The organism is Pseudosulfitobacter pseudonitzschiae, assembly GCF_900129395.1.
Classification (GTDB): domain Bacteria; phylum Pseudomonadota; class Alphaproteobacteria; order Rhodobacterales; family Rhodobacteraceae; genus Pseudosulfitobacter; species Pseudosulfitobacter pseudonitzschiae.
Genome location: NZ_FQVP01000005.1, coordinates 531,119 through 545,741 on the forward strand (window position 1 = coordinate 531,119; position 14,623 = coordinate 545,741).

13 protein-coding genes are annotated in these 14,623 nt (G+C 63.2%); 3 read left to right on the top strand and 10 right to left on the bottom strand.

Translation table 11 applies throughout. The features are described 5' to 3' along the window. Nucleotides 1–27: 27 nt before the first annotated feature. Complete coding sequence (locus tag BUC08_RS17195) at nucleotides 28–594, bottom strand: lipid-binding SYLF domain-containing protein (protein WP_037928712.1); 567 nt, start codon at nucleotides 592–594, stop codon at nucleotides 28–30. Nucleotides 595–786: 192 nt separating this feature from the next. Continuing rightward, nucleotides 787–1,788: a porphobilinogen synthase gene (gene hemB / locus BUC08_RS17200; RefSeq protein ID WP_037928941.1), complete on the bottom strand. Its 1,002-nt coding sequence runs from the start codon at nucleotides 1,786–1,788 to the stop codon at nucleotides 787–789. Between the two features lie 116 nt (nucleotides 1,789–1,904). Here hemB and BUC08_RS17205 point away from each other — a divergent pair, with 116 nt between their 5' ends. Both BUC08_RS17205 and mfd read left to right on the top strand, forming a co-directional pair. Next, complete coding sequence (locus BUC08_RS17205; RefSeq protein WP_037928711.1) at nucleotides 1,905–2,432, top strand: hypothetical protein; 528 nt, start codon at nucleotides 1,905–1,907, stop codon at nucleotides 2,430–2,432. A gap of 34 nt (nucleotides 2,433–2,466) precedes the next feature. Next, a complete protein-coding gene (gene mfd, locus BUC08_RS17210; RefSeq protein ID WP_037928708.1) occupies nucleotides 2,467–5,937 on the top strand; it encodes a transcription-repair coupling factor in 3,471 nt (1,156 codons plus the stop codon). On the opposite strand, the gene BUC08_RS17215 is transcribed toward mfd, so the two are convergent. The 5 genes from BUC08_RS17215 to BUC08_RS17235 all read right to left on the bottom strand — a co-directional run bounded on the left by BUC08_RS17215 (nucleotide 5,934) and on the right by BUC08_RS17235 (nucleotide 10,944). Then, the gene (locus BUC08_RS17215; protein WP_037928704.1) at nucleotides 5,934–7,151 is read right to left on the bottom strand and encodes a multidrug effflux MFS transporter; all 1,218 of its coding nucleotides are present in this window, start codon (nucleotides 7,149–7,151) and stop codon (nucleotides 5,934–5,936) included. The genes mfd and BUC08_RS17215 overlap by 4 nt on opposite strands. 105 nt (nucleotides 7,152–7,256) lie before the next feature. Beyond that, nucleotides 7,257–7,670, bottom strand: coding sequence for an adenylyltransferase/cytidyltransferase family protein (locus BUC08_RS17220; RefSeq protein ID WP_051694570.1), 414 nt, complete (start codon nucleotides 7,668–7,670; stop codon nucleotides 7,257–7,259). Beyond that, nucleotides 7,667–8,578 carry a LicD family protein gene (locus tag BUC08_RS17225; protein WP_037928701.1) on the bottom strand — a complete coding sequence of 304 codons (912 nt, stop codon included), beginning with the start codon at nucleotides 8,576–8,578 and terminating at the stop codon, nucleotides 7,667–7,669. Before BUC08_RS17225 ends, BUC08_RS17220 begins: the two co-directional genes overlap by 4 nt. 125 nt (nucleotides 8,579–8,703) lie before the next feature. Continuing rightward, nucleotides 8,704–9,357 carry a DsbA family oxidoreductase gene (locus BUC08_RS17230; protein WP_037928697.1) on the bottom strand — a complete coding sequence of 218 codons (654 nt, stop codon included), beginning with the start codon at nucleotides 9,355–9,357 and terminating at the stop codon, nucleotides 8,704–8,706. A 60-nt stretch (nucleotides 9,358–9,417) separates the two neighbouring features. Next, nucleotides 9,418–10,944: a class I adenylate-forming enzyme family protein gene (locus BUC08_RS17235; protein WP_037928694.1), complete on the bottom strand. Its 1,527-nt coding sequence runs from the start codon at nucleotides 10,942–10,944 to the stop codon at nucleotides 9,418–9,420. A 65-nt stretch (nucleotides 10,945–11,009) separates the two neighbouring features. On the opposite strand from BUC08_RS17235, the gene BUC08_RS17240 reads away from it, so the two are divergent. Then, nucleotides 11,010–11,633: a helix-turn-helix domain-containing protein gene (locus tag BUC08_RS17240; protein WP_037928932.1), complete on the top strand. Its 624-nt coding sequence runs from the start codon at nucleotides 11,010–11,012 to the stop codon at nucleotides 11,631–11,633. A 2-nt stretch (nucleotides 11,634–11,635) separates the two neighbouring features. Here the strand turns inward: BUC08_RS17240 and BUC08_RS17245 are convergent, their stop codons facing one another. From BUC08_RS17245 to BUC08_RS17255, 3 genes are read right to left on the bottom strand one after another with little or no spacing between them, the layout of a single operon-like run. Then, entirely contained in the window at nucleotides 11,636–12,286 is a 651-nt protein-coding gene (locus tag BUC08_RS17245) for an aquaporin (protein WP_037928693.1), read from the bottom strand. Continuing rightward, entirely contained in the window at nucleotides 12,283–12,759 is a 477-nt protein-coding gene (locus BUC08_RS17250; protein ID WP_037928691.1) for an arsenate reductase ArsC, read from the bottom strand. The genes BUC08_RS17245 and BUC08_RS17250 overlap by 4 nt, the downstream gene beginning before the upstream one ends. Nucleotides 12,760–12,799: 40 nt before the next feature. Further along, nucleotides 12,800–14,614, bottom strand: coding sequence for an extracellular solute-binding protein (locus BUC08_RS17255; protein ID WP_397467036.1), 1,815 nt, complete (start codon nucleotides 14,612–14,614; stop codon nucleotides 12,800–12,802). Nucleotides 14,615–14,623: the final 9 nt, after the last annotated feature.

A 14,623-nucleotide genomic window follows, 5' to 3' on the forward strand; every position in this document is an offset into this window, starting at 1 on the left:
GTTCATAGGCTTGGCAGAATTTGCGCGTCAGGGAATGATGCGCGAGTATTTGGTGCCTTCCAGCGTCGCGCCGAGGCGCAGGCCGGCGCGGCCAAACACGGCGGCCACAACAGGAGCCAGCACGGTGGTGGTATCGGCGTTCAGGCTGTCGCCCTGATCCGAAATGACGTATTCCAGATCCGCACCTGCGGCCCAACCGGGTGAACGGCGGAAATCGGTCAGCGCCTGTTCGGTCATGAAGAACAGAACATGCGCATATTGCTGCGCACCGATTTGCAGGCCGCCCGAAGCTTTGGTCACGGAATAATAATCCACCGTCACGTCGTTGACCCGCAGTGCGCCGCGCCCGTAGGCGCCGCCCAGTCCAAGGCCAGCTTCGGTCACGAGCGGCATGACCAGCATGCCGTTCGCCTTTTGCGCGAGCGATTGGGTGTTGGGATACAGTCGGTACATTTCGGCCAGTGTCGCATCGACGCGCGCGTCGATCATGGCAGAGCCACGCCCGCCGACGCCATTGCCGCAAGCCGCAAGGGCCGCCGTGGAGGAAAGTGCACCCAGGGCAAAGGCCCGACGTGAAAGGGAGGAATGGGTCATTGAGAACCGCCTGTGATTGTTGCTCTGCTGCCGGTTGTCCGGTCTTGGCCGAAACTATAGGCGCAAGTTTGCCACCTGTCACCCACGAAGGCGTCCATGGGCGGGGGTATGCCAGTCTTTTGACGTATGCGCGCGGATGCGGGGGCGCTGCCCCCTGCGCCCCCCGGAGTTTACTTGGTAAGATGAAGGGATCTAACCCTTGGCCAGCAACCGCGCGGCGGCGGGTGCGAAATAGGTCAGAATGCCGTCACAGCCCGCGCGTTTAAAGGCGGTCAGGCTTTCCATCATCGCTTTCTCGCCGTCGATCCAGCCGTTTTGCGCCGCGGCCTGGATCATCGAGAATTCGCCCGAGACCTGATAGGCAAAGGTCGGCGCGCCAAAGGTGTCGCGGGCGCGGCGGCAGATGTCCAGGTAGGGCATGCCGGGCTTGACCATGACCATATCCGCCCCTTCGGCCAGATCACGCTCGATCAGCCGCATGGCCTCATCCGCGTTGCCGGGGTCCATCTGATAGGTTTTCTTGTCGCCGGTCAGCGCCGCCGATGCGCCCACCGCATCGCGGAAGGGGCCGTAAAAGGCGCTAGCGTATTTGGCGGCATAGCTGAGGATCATCACATTGTGATGGCCTGCGGCCTCGAATGCGGTGCGCATCGCGCCGATGCGTCCGTCCATCATGTCGGATGGCCCGATGATATCGGCACCCGCATCGGCCTGCGCCAGCGCCATCTTGACCAGGGCTGCAACCGAGCGGTCGTTGACGATCTCGCCATTCTCGACAAAGCCGTCGTGGCCGTTGATGTTATAGGTGTCCAGCGCCACATCGGTCATGATCGCAATGTCCGGCACGGCATCCTTGATCGCCCGGATGGCGCGGTTGACGTTATTCTCGGGGTCCCATGCGCCGGTGCAATCCTCGGTGCGGTCCTCGATGCCGGTATAGGGAAACAGGCAGATCGCCTTGATCCCCAGGTCGGCAGCCTCGCGCGCGGCCTCGACCACCTTGTCGACCGAACGGCGATAGACACCGGGCATGGACGGCACGGGTTCCATGACCCCTTCGCCCGAGCGCACGAAGACCGGCCAGATGAAATCATCCACCGACAGCGTGTTCTGGCGCACCAATGCGCGGATTTGCGGCGTGGCGCGGGTGCGGCGCAGGCGGGTGGCGGGGTAGGGAGCAAGCGTTGGGCGCATGGTATAGCCTTTTTCAAAGTCATTCTTGGGTGCCATGTAAAATTGCACCGTGCAAGGGTAGGAATTGGCGCATTGCAGCGGTAAGAGGGACAAACCCCACGCAAAAGGCATTGGCGTTGAACTGGCATCAAACGATTTTCGAACTGATCGACATGCGGTCATTCTCCAACCTCTGGTTCTGGATTGTCCTTGCGGTCATGTGGTCCACGGCCAGCCACTGGGTGCTGGGGGTGCCCTTCGACATGGTGGCGCGCGCGCGCAAGACGGGCGGGCAGATCGAGCAGGATCTCGAAGACCTGGTGCGCATCAACGTGAACAGGTTCTTGTATATCGCGCGGCTGTCGGGGCTGTGGTTGCTGGGCATGGTCTGTTTCGTGCTGACGACGCTGGTGCTGCTGGGCTGGGTCTATGATATCGAATTTGCGCAGGCCGTGTTCCTGCTGGCCTTTCCCATGTCCCTGGTCGGGGCCTTGAACCTGTCCACCGCGCGGTTGATCGAACGTGACGAACTCAGCGGTGAAGGTCTGCGCCGGCGCCTGACCCGCCACCGCACTTACACGCAGGCGATCGGCATGTTGTCGATCTTTGTCACCGCGATGTGGGGCATGTACCAGAATCTGGCCATCGGGGCGTTGGGCAGTTGACAGCGCACCGCTCTGCCCCACATGAAACCCGCCTATGACTGATCCTGCACATATCACCGTATCCGGCGCGCCCGAAGGGTTCGACGCCACCCGCATATTGGCCGAACTGGACCGGGGTGTGCCCGTGTGCCACGTGGCACGCGATGACAAGCGGTTGGTCGCGATGCGCGATGCGCTGCGGTTCTTTGCGCCGGATGTGCCGGTCGTGGTGTTTCCTGCCTGGGACTGTCTGCCCTATGACCGCGTGTCGCCGAACGCCGACATCTCGGCACAGCGCATGGCGACGCTGGCGGCACTTGCCCATGGGATGCCGGACAAGTTTGTCCTGCTGACCACGCTGAACGCCGTCACGCAAAAGCTGCCTGCGCGGTCGGTGCTGCGCGAGGCCGCGTTCGCGGCGCGGGTCGGTGACCGGATTGACGATGCCGCGTTGCGCGGGTTCCTGGTGCGCATGGGGTTCGTGCAGTCGCCCACGGTGACGGAACCCGGCGATTACGCGGTGCGCGGCGGGATCATCGACATTTATCCGCCCGGCGATCTGGGGCCGGTGCGGCTGGACCTGTTCGGCGATGTCCTGGACGGCGCGCGCCGGTTTGATCCGGCGACCCAGCGGACCACGGAAAAGCTGGACGTGATCGAACTCGCCCCGGTGTCCGAGGTGATATTGGACGAGGCGGCCGTCACGCGGTTTCGCCAGAACTACCGGCTGGAATTCGGTGCTGCCGGCACCGACGATCCGCTGTACGAGGCGATCAGCGCAGGCCGCAAGCATCAGGGCGCTGAACACTGGCTGTCGTTCTTTCACGACCATCTGGAAACGCTGTTTGATTACCTGCCCAATGCCGCGATCACGCTGGACGATCAGGTGACGCCAACGCGGCTGGCGCGCTGGGACACGATTGCCGACCAATACGAGACCCGCAGGCTGGCCATGCTGAACCGGTCCAAGATGGATACGGTCTATAAACCGGCACCGCCGCAAGGGCTGTACCTGGACGATGCCGCGTGGGAGGCCGCGGTAAAAGGACGCCGCGTGGTGCAGTTCCGGGCGCTGGCGCAATCCACCGGCCTGGGCGTGGTGGATGCAGGCGGGCGCATCGGGCGCAATTTCTCGCCCGAGCGGCAACAGGAAAGTATCAGCCTTTTCGGTGCTTTGGCGGCACATATTAAGGCAAAGCTTGCAGATGGTCCCGTGGTGGTCGCCAGCTATTCCGCCGGCGCGCGTGAACGGCTGAGCGGGCTGATCGAGGACGAGGGGCTGGCCGAGACCATCCCGATCACCGACGCCACGCGCATTGGCAAACGCGGGCTGCATCTGGTGGTTTGGGCGCTGGAACACGGGTTCGAAGGGCCGGTGGGCGACAAGCATCTGACGGTGATTTCGGAACAGGACGTGCTGGGCGACCGGCTGATCCGCCAGCCCAAGCGCAAGCGCCGTGCCGACAATTTCCTGACCGAGGCCACCAGCCTGACGCCCGGCGATCTGATCGTGCATGTGGATCACGGCATTGGCCGCTATCACGGCATGGAGGTGATCACCGCCGCCGGGGCCGCACACGAATGCCTGCTGCTGGAATATGCCGAGAATTCAAAGCTGTATCTGCCGGTCGAGAACATCGAACTGCTGTCGAAATACGGTCATGACGAGGGACTGCTGGACCGTCTGGGCGGCGGCGCGTGGCAGTCGAAAAAGGCCAAGCTGAAAGAGCGCATTCGCGAGATGGCTGACAAGCTGATCCGCATTGCTGCCGAACGCGCCCTGCGCCGTGCGCCGGTGCTGGAGCCACCGCCGGGCATGTGGGACGCGTTCAGCGCGCGGTTCCCTTACGAGGAAACGGACGACCAGCTCAAGGCCATCGGCGACGTGATCCAGGATCTGACCAGCGGTGCGCCGATGGACCGGCTGGTGGTGGGCGACGTCGGCTTTGGCAAGACCGAGGTGGCGATGCGCGCGGCCTTTGTCGCGGCGATGGCGGGCGTGCAGGTGGCGGTGATTGCGCCCACGACCCTGCTGGCGCGGCAGCATTACAAAAGCTTCTCGGAACGCTTCCGCGGCTTCCCCATCGAGGTGCGCACGCTCAGCCGGTTCGTCAGCGCCAAAGAGGCATCCGACACCCGCGAGGCGATGTCGCGCGGCACGGCGGATATCGTGATCGGCACCCATGCGCTGTTGGCCAAGAACACGCGGTTCAAGGACCTGGGCCTGCTGATTATTGATGAAGAACAACACTTTGGCGTCGGCCACAAGGAACGGCTGAAGCAGATGCGCTCGGACGTGCATGTGTTGACGCTGACCGCCACACCGATTCCGCGCACGCTGCAACTGTCGCTGACGGGGGTGCGCGATCTGTCGATCATCGGCACGCCACCTGTCGACCGTCTGGCGATCCGCACCTATGTCAGCGAATTTGACACGGTGACCATCCGCGAGGCCCTGCTGCGCGAACATTATCGCGGCGGGCAGTCGTTCTATGTGGTGCCGCGCCTGTCGGACCTGCCGGAAATCGAAGAGTTCCTGAAGGCGCAACTGCCCGAGCTGACCTATGTCGTCGCACATGGCCAGATGGCGGCGGGCGAGCTGGATGACCGGATGAATACCTTTTACGACGGCAAGTTCGACATTCTTCTGGCCACCACGATTGTCGAATCCGGGCTGGATATTCCCACCGCCAACACGATGGTGGTGCACCGCGCCGATATGTTCGGGCTGGCGCAGCTCTATCAAATTCGCGGACGGGTGGGGCGGTCGAAAACCCGCGCCTATGCGTACCTCACGACCAAACCGCGCGCCAAGCTGACGGCGGTGGCCGAGAAACGCCTGCGGGTGTTGGGCAGCCTTGATACGTTGGGCGCGGGGTTCACGCTGGCCAGCCAGGATCTGGATATTCGCGGTGCGGGCAACCTGCTGGGCGAGGAACAGTCGGGCCAGATGCGCGATGTGGGGTTCGAGTTGTACCAGTCGATGCTGGAAGAGGCGATTGCCAAGATCAAGGCGGGCGAGCTGGAAGGTCTGAGCGAGGCCGACGAGCAATGGGCGCCACAGATCAACCTGGGCGTTCCTGTACTTATTCCCGAGGATTATGTACCGGATCTGGACGTGCGTCTGGGTCTCTATCGCCGTCTCAGCGGTCTGAGCACCAAGGTCGAGCTGGAAGGCTTTGCTGCCGAGTTGATCGACCGGTTCGGCACGCTCCCGCGTGAGGTCAACACCCTGATGCTGGTCGTGCGCATCAAAGCAATGTGCAAACGCGCGGGCATCTCCAAGCTGGACGGCGGGCCGAAAGGGGCCGTGATCCAGTTCCACAACGACAAGTTCGCGTCGCCCGAGGGGCTGGTGACCTTTATTCAGGACCAGCGCGGGCTGGCCAAGGTCAAGGACAACAAGATCGTGGTGCGCCGCGACTGGAAGTCGGACGCGGACAAGATCAAGGGTGCCTTTGCCATTGCCCGTGATCTGGCGGAAAAGGTTGTGGGCGAGAAGAAAAAGGCCAAGGCCAAAGCCTAGACCCGCGCCTGAACCCGTTCGATCCGGCCCATCCACAGCATCAGCACAAACCCCACGGCCACGAACAGCAGCGCGGCAATCGCCAGTGGCTGTGCCGTGCCGTCGTAGAACAGGGCAACGGGCGATGCGATGGCGGCGGCGGCCAGCGTGGAAAACGCACCGATCACCGATGCGGCCATGCCCGCGATATGGCCCATCGGGTCCATTGCGATGGCGTTCAGGTTGCCGATGGCAAAGCTGGCGGTGCAGAACAGCGACAACTGCCACAGCAGGAACAGGTAGAACTCGCCCGGCAGATGCGCGGTGGTCAACACCAGCATCGCCCCCGCCAGCACGACTTGGGTGGCCAGCGCCCAGGTCACCAGACGGCGCATCCCCAGCCGCACCACCACCAGCGCATTGGTCAGGCTGGCCAGCCCCGACACCAGCGCCACCAGTCCAAACCAGAACGGAAAGCTGTCGCCGCGCCCGTAGACATCGGCATAGATCGGCTGGATCAGCATCAGCGTGCTGAACAGCATCGCCACGATCAGGGTTTGCACGATGATCGACAGGCGCACGGTGGGGTGGCGGAACATCTCGATCACCGCGTCGCGCATCAGGTGCAGGCGCAGCGGACGGCGCGCTTCGCGGGGCAGGGTTTCCGGCAGCCGCAGGCCCAGCCAGCCGACGGAAACGACCGAGAACACCACGAAAGCCCCGAAAATGCCGCGCCATCCGGTAAAGCCCATGATCACGGCCCCAATGGCGGGGGCAAAGGCGGGCACCAGCGTAAAGATCATCATCACGATGGACATGATCCGCGCCATGCCACGCCCTTCGTAAAGGTCGCGGATGATCGCCAGCGCCACGACGCGCGGACCCGCGGCCCCCAGCCCCTGAAAGAACCGCGCGATCAGCACTGGCACAAAGCTGTCTTCGTACCAGCCCACCGCGGCGGAGACGATGTAGAGGGCCGCACCGGCATAGACCACGGGCTTGCGCCCCAACGCGTCGGACAGGGGGCCGGTGAAGAACGTGCCCAGCCCCATGCCCATCAGGAACACGGTCAGGATCAGCGCCGCCTGAGCGGCATCGCCACCTGTCAGGTCGTCGGCGATTTGCGGCAGGGCGGGCAGCATCGCATCGATGGAAAAGGCGATTGTCGCGAACATCATGCCCATCAGCGCGATGAATTCGACGCGGCCGATGGTTGGGGATTCTTGTGTGGTCATGGGCGGTTGGCTCCTGAAGTGGCGCGCAACGGCGTCATACACGCAGGGGTTTAACCCAGTGTTTTCAGGATCACAATGCCGGGCAAAGGCCCGTGACGGGACGTGTCAGGCGGCGCTGACCCGTTGCTGTATGCGTTCTTTCAACTCGGTTGTGGACACATCCTGGGTGCGCGGCAGGTAAATCACCCGCGTGAGATCGCCCAGATCGTCGAAATGGCCGGCCCAGTCATCGCCCATGGCAAAGATCGACACGTTGTAATTCACGATATCCGATCGCTTTTGCGCCCAGCTGTCTTCGGGGATCACCCGGGCGACATAGCGGCAGGCTTCCAGTATCTCGCGGCGCTGGCCATAGGGCATCACGCAGCGCTTGCCTTTGACCGCGTTGAATGCATCGGTGGAACAGCCAACGATCAACTCGTCACCCAGTTGCGACAGGCGCTGCAACAGGCGCACGTGGCCGTGGTGAAACAGGTCAAACGTGCCATAGGTCAGGACGGTGGTCACAGGACGGATCATTTGGCCAGCCTTTCAAGGAAGGGGGCAAAGCGGTCGTTCGCAGCGGCCCATGGGAATTTGAACAGCGGGTCGGGCGTGTCCCAACCTGCGCCATAGTTCAGCGTCAGCATCTTTTCGGGCACGGCGGGCAGGGCATTGCCGGTCACCGCACATTTGCGCAGCGGCAGCACGTCTTCCAGCGCCAGTTCGCCGTGGGTGTGCGGATAGACAAAGACCTTGCCGCCTTGCACCCATGCGGGGAACAGGTCGATCTGGGTCTGGCCCGCTGGGGTCAGTTTGTAGATCGCGGCCTGATTGTGGTTGTCCTCGTCAAACAAGGCCAATTCTTGCAGGCGGCCCTTGAGGTCGCGCCATTCCTGCGCGGCCTCCTCCTCGGTGCCTGCTTTCAGGATCACGGCAAGGTCGATGTCGTCGTCATGTGCGATCAGCTTTTCGTCGCGGACCACGCCCAGCAGGGTGCCCGAGTTCAGGAACACCTCGTAGCCTTCGTCGCGCAGCGCGCCGAGGTGGCTTTCGACCTGTGCCCAGACACTGTCGTGGTCCAGATCGGCAAAGGTCTGGCGGTCATAGCCGTGGTTGGTCAGCGTTTCGGGGTAAAGATAACTGCGCAGACGGGCGTCAAATGCCTCGAAGGCGTCCAGTTGCCCGGCCTTTTCGCGCCTGTCGCGCAGCTTGTTCAGCCAGCCGAACACGCGGGCCGGGCGGATGCGGCCAATGACGGCCAGCATGATCACGCCCTCGAGCCACTCGATGGACAGCGGGCGGCGCTTCAGTTCGTTCAATTCGATGTAATAGGACCAATGGTCCAGACCTGTGGATTTTGTTGCAATCTCGGCCAGTGCGATCATCCGGATTTCGGATATGCGCAGGCTGCGCGCCTCCGAGGGCGATACCTGTTGTTCTGCCATGTCACCCGCTCAATAGGTTATTTTTATTATTAGAAATGGGGGCTTTTGCCCCTCATTGTTGACAGGTTACGGCAGGTTGAGCGGTTTTGCTACAATTTTGTTAAGATTAAGGCAGGCAACAGGGCTTAGCTGTTGCTTTCTTGCTCGTTCAGCTCCGCGATAACTTTTGACCACAGGTCGGGGGGCTGTGCGCCGGGAACCGCATGTTTGCCTGCAACGATGAATGTGGGGACCGACGTGATGCCCATCTTGCGGCTGTGCGCGTCGCGGTCGATGATCTGCTGTTGGTCCGCGTCGGTGTCCAGCAAACGGCGGATGACGGCAGCGTCCAGTTCGATCCCGTCGGCAATATCGGCCAGCGTGTCGGTGTCGCCAATGTCGCGGCCTTCGACGAAATAGGCCTTGAACAGGGCAGACACTGCGGCAGTCTGGCGGCCTTCGATGCCGGCCCAGTGGATCAGCCGGTGGGCGTTCAGGGTGTTGGGCGTGCGCTTCATCGCTTCAAAGTCGATTTTCAGGCCGGCCTTTTGCGCGTGTTCGACCACCGGCGCATAGGCTTTGACCGCACCTTCCTTGCCGCCGAACTTGGCTTCGAGATAGGCGCGGCGGTCCATGCCTTCGGCGGGCATGTCGGGGTTCAGCTGAAAGGGATGCCATTCGATGACAAAGGGATGATCCGGGTTCTGTTCCAGCGCACGGTCCAGGTAGGATTTGCCGATATAGCACCACGGGCAGATCGGATCGGACATGATATCAAGCTTGATCGTGGTTGCGGGCATCGGGGTCACCTTGGTTGTTTGGGGTCACATAGCGGGGTTTTTGGGTGGATGCACCCCCGCTTACGTGGCTGTGATCTGGCCTGCGTCAAAGGCCGCGCGCAACTGGCGGCGCAGGATCTTGTTGTTGGCGCCCGTGGGCAGGGCGTCGACATGGACAAAGAGGCGCGGACGTTTGTATTGCGCCAGACGCGGTTCGGCCCAGGCTTTCAGTTCGGTTTCGTCCAGTGCTGCGGGGCCGGTGTAAAAGGCGGCGATCACGCGAGTGTCGGCCTTGACCAGCACGTCGGTGGCGGCGACAGCGGTGATGCCGTCGTGCGACAACAGCGCCTGTTCCACCTCGATGGGTGACACGCGGTAGCCGCCTGCGTTCATCATATCGTCGGCGCGGCCCAGATAGGTGACCTGATAATCGGCGTCCATCTGCGCCTCGTCTCCGGTCAGGAACCAGTCACCTGCGAATTTCTGCGCGGTTTCGTCCGGCGCGCCGATATATTCCAGCATCAGGCCCGGGTCGCTGCGGTGGACGGCGATGATGCCCGGCTGGCCGATGGGTTGTGGCGTGCCGGTGTCGTCGACGATGGCGATATGGCGGCCCGGTTGCGGCCGGCCGGACGCGCCGTGGGTGGCCGGGTTGGTCGGGCTGGCAGAGATGAAGGTGGAGCATTCGGACATGCCGTAAGCCTCGTAGACCGGCGTCCCGGTGGCCGCGGTCCATGCGTCGCGGATGCGGTCGGGCAGTTTTTCCCCCGCGCTCAGCCCGTGGCGCAGGGCGGGCAGGGGCAGGGTATCGCGCCCTTTCAGCATCTGGCGGTAGACACCGGGGGCGGCGGCAAAGATGGTGGCGCGGTGGCGGGCCAGCAGGTCGGGCAACTCGGCGGCGGGTGTGCCCGGTGCCGGGATCAGCGCGGTCGCGCCAAGCGTCCAGGGGTCCATGAGTCCAGTTCCCAGCGTATAGGTCCAGTTGAACGCCCCCGCGTGGCACAGGCGGTCATTGGCGCGCAGCCCGTACCAGCCCTGGTGCATCATGCCGCGCGCCCAGATCGCGCGGTGGGCATGGGCCACGGCGCGGGGTTTGCCGGATGTGCCAGAGGTGTAGATCACATAGGCCATCCGGTCGGGATCGCCCATCGCCGCATCTGCCGGTGCCAGCCCGCGCATCGCTTGCAGCGCGTCCAGCGGGATACAGCGGGCATCATCAGGACAGGCGACCGCCGGATCGCGCAGGATCGCGGCAACCGGCAGCTCGCTCAAGATGGCCGCGACCTCGGGCTCGGTCAGCGCCGCCGAGGTCGGGATCGGCACCAGACCGGCCCAGATGGCCCCCAGGTAGGCAATCGGGAAATCCACGGTATTGCCCAGCCGCATCAGGACCATCTGTCCGGCCTGTGCATGCTGCAACAGCCCCGTTGCCGTGCCGCGCACGGCGTCGATCAGCGCGGCATAGGTCCAGTCGTCGGAACGATCCGACTGCAGGATGCTCAGCGCCAGGTGATCCGGTCGCGCGGCACCTGCGCGCAGGACGTGATCGGCCATGTTGAACGGGGCGGGGCAGCGGGGGTGCACCCCTTGGGCAAAGATGGACAGCATGGCAAATCGGTAGCCCGCCCGCAGCGCCGTTGCAAGGCGTTGGGGCGCAGCTTATAGAAATGGCCATGACCGGAAAAAGCCCCAGATCGCTGATAGAAATCGCCCGCACCAGCGGCGAGGAGATGCATGCGCAGCCTCTCGACCTGGGGGCGCGGGTGCGTGATCTGCGCAAGGCGCGCGACTGGACGCTGGAACAGGCGGCGAAACAGGCGGGCATTGCCCGGTCAACCCTGTCCAAGATCGAGAACGGTCAGATGTCGCCCACCTATGACGCGCTGAAAAAGCTGGCCGTTGGCTTGCAGATTTCTGTGCCGCAGCTGTTCACCCCGCCACAGGCCGAACGGGTGAACGGGCGCATGTCTGTGACCAAGCAGGGGCAGGGCAACCATCAGGCCACGGCCACCTATGAGCACGAATTGCTGGCCGAAACGCTGGTGAAAAAGCAGATGCTGCCCTATCGCGCGCGGGTCCGGGCGCGCAGCATGGACGAATTCGACGGCTGGGTGCGCCATGACGGCGAAGAGTTTTTATACGTGTTGACGGGCGTGATCACCCTCTACACCGAGTTCTACGAACCGATCGAGATGCGGCGCGGCGACAGTGCCTATTACGATGCCACCATGGGCCACAACGTCGTCAGCACCAGCCCCGAGGATGCGATGATCCTTTGGGTGACCTCGCTGACCTGAGCCTAGTCGCGGAACAGCCGCGTCAGGATCAGATGCGCCAGCGGCACCGTGATCAGCTGCACCACGATAAAGGCCGCGATGTGGCCGGGGTAGATGCCCGCAAACGTGTCGGAAAACCCGCGTGCGATGGTCACCGCGGGGTTGGCAAAGCTGGTGGATGCGGTGAACCAATAGGCCCCCGTGATGTAGAAGGCGACCAGCGCAGGCACTGCCTCGGGGCGTGATTTCAGGCCGCCGAAGATCACGAACAACAGGCCAAAGGTCGCCATCGCCTCGGAGCACCATTGCGCGATGCCGGTGCGGTGCATGGTGGTCGAAGCCTGCAGGATCGGCTGGTCGAACATCGCATGTGTCGCCCAGACGCCGACAATCCCGCCCGCGACCTGAACCAGAACATAGCCCAGGGCGGGGCGCGTGGTGATCTCGCCGCGCAGCCAGAAGGCCAGCGTCACAGCGGGGTTGAAATGCGCGCCCGAGATTGGCCCCAGCGTGGTGATGATCACGTAAAGCATACAGCCCGTGGCCACCGCATTGGCCAATAGCGCAATGGCGGTGTTTCCGTCCGCCAGCGTCTGTCCCATGATGCCAGAGCCGACGACACCCACCAGCAACAGGGCGGTGCCCAGACCTTCGGCGACATATTTGCGGATCATTGCAGGGTGCCGATCCGTTTCAGAAGCGCGCTCAGCTCGCCCACATCCATCGTTTCAAAAGGATGATCCAGCAGCGCCTGCGTGCGCCGGTTCAGGATTTCGAACGCGGTCTGGAAGGCTGCTTCCTGTTCTGCGTCCGGCGCGGCGGCGGGGTCTTCGACGCCCCAATGCGCGCGCACGGGAGCGCCGGGCCACATCGGGCATGTTTCAGCGGCGGCAGAGCCACAGACGGTGATCACCAGATCCATGATCGGCGCATCCTCGGCGGCAAATTCGTCCCAGCTTTTGGATCGCGCGCCTGAGGTGTCGATTTCCATCGCGTCCAGAAGTTTCAGCGATTGGGGATGAACCTGGCCTGTCGGGTGTGACCCCGCCGAAAAGGCACGCACGCGGCCAATGCCCGCGTCATTCAGGATATGTTCCAACAGGATCGACCGGGCCGAGTTGCCGGTGCACAGGACAAGGATATTCATGACGCTGCCGTTAATGGACCTTTGTAACAGATCTATGACATCAGTCCTCCCACCACCACACTTCGGGCATGTAATTCGGCCCGTCGCCATAGATCGGGATCACATCAGGGTGCTTCATTTCCTTGATATGGGCAATGCGACCTTCGGCATATTGCCAGAAGGGGATGACATAGGCCCCCGCCGTCAGCACCCGGTCCAGCGCGCGGGTGGCGGCGATGAACTGGTCCTGTCCTTCGGCCTCGAGCATCGCGTCGATCATCGCATCCACCGCCGGGCTGTGAATGCCGGGCAGGTTGCGCGACCCTTCGGCGGTGGCGGCTTCGCTGCCCCAGTAATACCGCTGCTCGTTGCCCGGTGACAGCGACAGGGCACGACGGAAAAAGGTCATGTCGAAATCAAAGCTGTTGGTGCGCGCCAAAAATTGCGCGTCGTCCACGGTTTCGATGCGCGCGGTGATGCCCAGACGCTTTAGCGCGCCGATGTAGATATCGGCGATGGCGATATTCTCGGTGCTGCCCTTGGGCAGAAGGATGTCGAATGTGAACGGCGTGCCGTCCGGTCCGCGCAATGTGCCCCCCTCGGCGGAAAAGCCAGCCTCTTGCAGCAGCTTGGTCGCGGCGCGCAGGCCCTGACGGTTGCGCGCGCTGCCGTCCGAAACGGGTAGGGCATATCCCTCAAGCGTGTCCGGGGGCAGATCGTCGGCGTAGGGTTCCAGCAAGGCCGCCACTTCCGGCGCGGCGGGACCGTCCTGCATCGACAGCACCGAGTTCGAGAAATACGAGGTGATGCGCGGCTGGACACCACCCGTGAGCGTGTCGTTGATGTATTCGAAGTTGAACGCATGGATCAGCGCCGAGCGCACGCGCCAGTCGTCAAAGGGCGCGCGGCGGGTGTTCATCGCCAGCCCGGTCATGCCTGACGGCTTGCCGTGGGGGATCTCGGTCTGGACCACGTCACCGTTGATCGCACGGGGGAAATTATACTGTGATGTCCAGCTTTCAGAGTTGAATTCACGGATCGCGGAAATCTCGCCGGCCTTGAACCCTTCGAGCAGCACGGTGCTGTCGCCGTAGAAATCGATGCGGATCTTGTCAAAATTGTTGGTGCCGCGCCGCACCGGGATATCCGCGCCCCAGTAGTCCGGGTTGCGGGTGAGTTGCACGTACCGTCCGCCCTCAAAGCCGGTCACCACATAAGGGCCGCTGCCCAGCGGCACGTCGGCCAGCGGGGCGTTGGCGAAATCGCGGCCTTCCCACTGCGCCTTGCTGAGGATCGGGCGCATACCGGCCAGCAGGGCCAGTTCACGATTGCCCGGCTCGAAGGTCATCTTGACCGCGCGCGGCCCGTCCTGGGTGATCGAGGTGATCTGTGCCCACAGCCCGTGGTAGCGGGGGTGCCCTTCGGTGCCCAGGATCTCGTAGCTCCAGATCACGTCCTCAACCGTAACGGGTGTGCCGTCCGAGAATGCCGCCTCGGGCCGCAGTACGAATCGAACTTCGGTCCGGTCGTCGGACACTTCGACCGATTCGGCGAGCAGACCGTACAAAGTGAAGGGTTCGTCCAGACTGCGCCCCATCAAACTTTCGTGCGTGAAGGTGGAAAGTTGCCAGGGCGCGTTGCCTTTGCGCACGAAGGGATTGAGGGAATCAAAGCCGCCCGTGTTGCCCAGCACGATGGACCCGCCGCGCGGGGCGTCGGGGTTCACATAAGGGAGTGACACAAAATCGGGTGGCAGGGCGGGATCGCCATACATAGCTATGCCATGCACCGGCTCGGATGCTGCGGTGCCCGCACCGAGAATCAGCGCCGCGATGGCGACATTTCGAAGACCCGCGTGGAAAATATTGACGCCCATTTTGGCAAC

Bases quoted from the DNA above. Each gene is read 5' to 3' on its own strand.
- BUC08_RS17195 (WP_037928712.1), bottom strand. From the start codon at position 594: ATGACCCATTCCTCCCTTTCACGTCGGGCCTTTGCCCTGGGTGCACTT.
- hemB (WP_037928941.1), bottom strand. From the start codon at position 1,788: ATGCGCCCAACGCTTGCTCCCTACCCCGCCACCCGCCTGCGCCGCACC.
- mfd (WP_037928708.1), top strand. From the start codon at position 2,467: ATGACTGATCCTGCACATATCACCGTATCCGGCGCGCCCGAAGGGTTC.
- BUC08_RS17215 (WP_037928704.1), bottom strand. From the start codon at position 7,151: ATGACCACACAAGAATCCCCAACCATCGGCCGCGTCGAATTCATCGCG.
- BUC08_RS17220 (WP_051694570.1), bottom strand. From the start codon at position 7,670: ATGATCCGTCCTGTGACCACCGTCCTGACCTATGGCACGTTTGACCTG.
- BUC08_RS17225 (WP_037928701.1), bottom strand. From the start codon at position 8,578: ATGGCAGAACAACAGGTATCGCCCTCGGAGGCGCGCAGCCTGCGCATA.
- BUC08_RS17230 (WP_037928697.1), bottom strand. From the start codon at position 9,357: ATGCCCGCAACCACGATCAAGCTTGATATCATGTCCGATCCGATCTGC.
- BUC08_RS17235 (WP_037928694.1), bottom strand. From the start codon at position 10,944: ATGCTGTCCATCTTTGCCCAAGGGGTGCACCCCCGCTGCCCCGCCCCG.
- BUC08_RS17240 (WP_037928932.1), top strand. From the start codon at position 11,010: ATGACCGGAAAAAGCCCCAGATCGCTGATAGAAATCGCCCGCACCAGC.
- BUC08_RS17245 (WP_037928693.1), bottom strand. From the start codon at position 12,286: ATGATCCGCAAATATGTCGCCGAAGGTCTGGGCACCGCCCTGTTGCTG.
- BUC08_RS17250 (WP_037928691.1), bottom strand. From the start codon at position 12,759: ATGAATATCCTTGTCCTGTGCACCGGCAACTCGGCCCGGTCGATCCTG.
- BUC08_RS17255 (WP_397467036.1), bottom strand. From the start codon at position 14,614: ATGGGCGTCAATATTTTCCACGCGGGTCTTCGAAATGTCGCCATCGCG.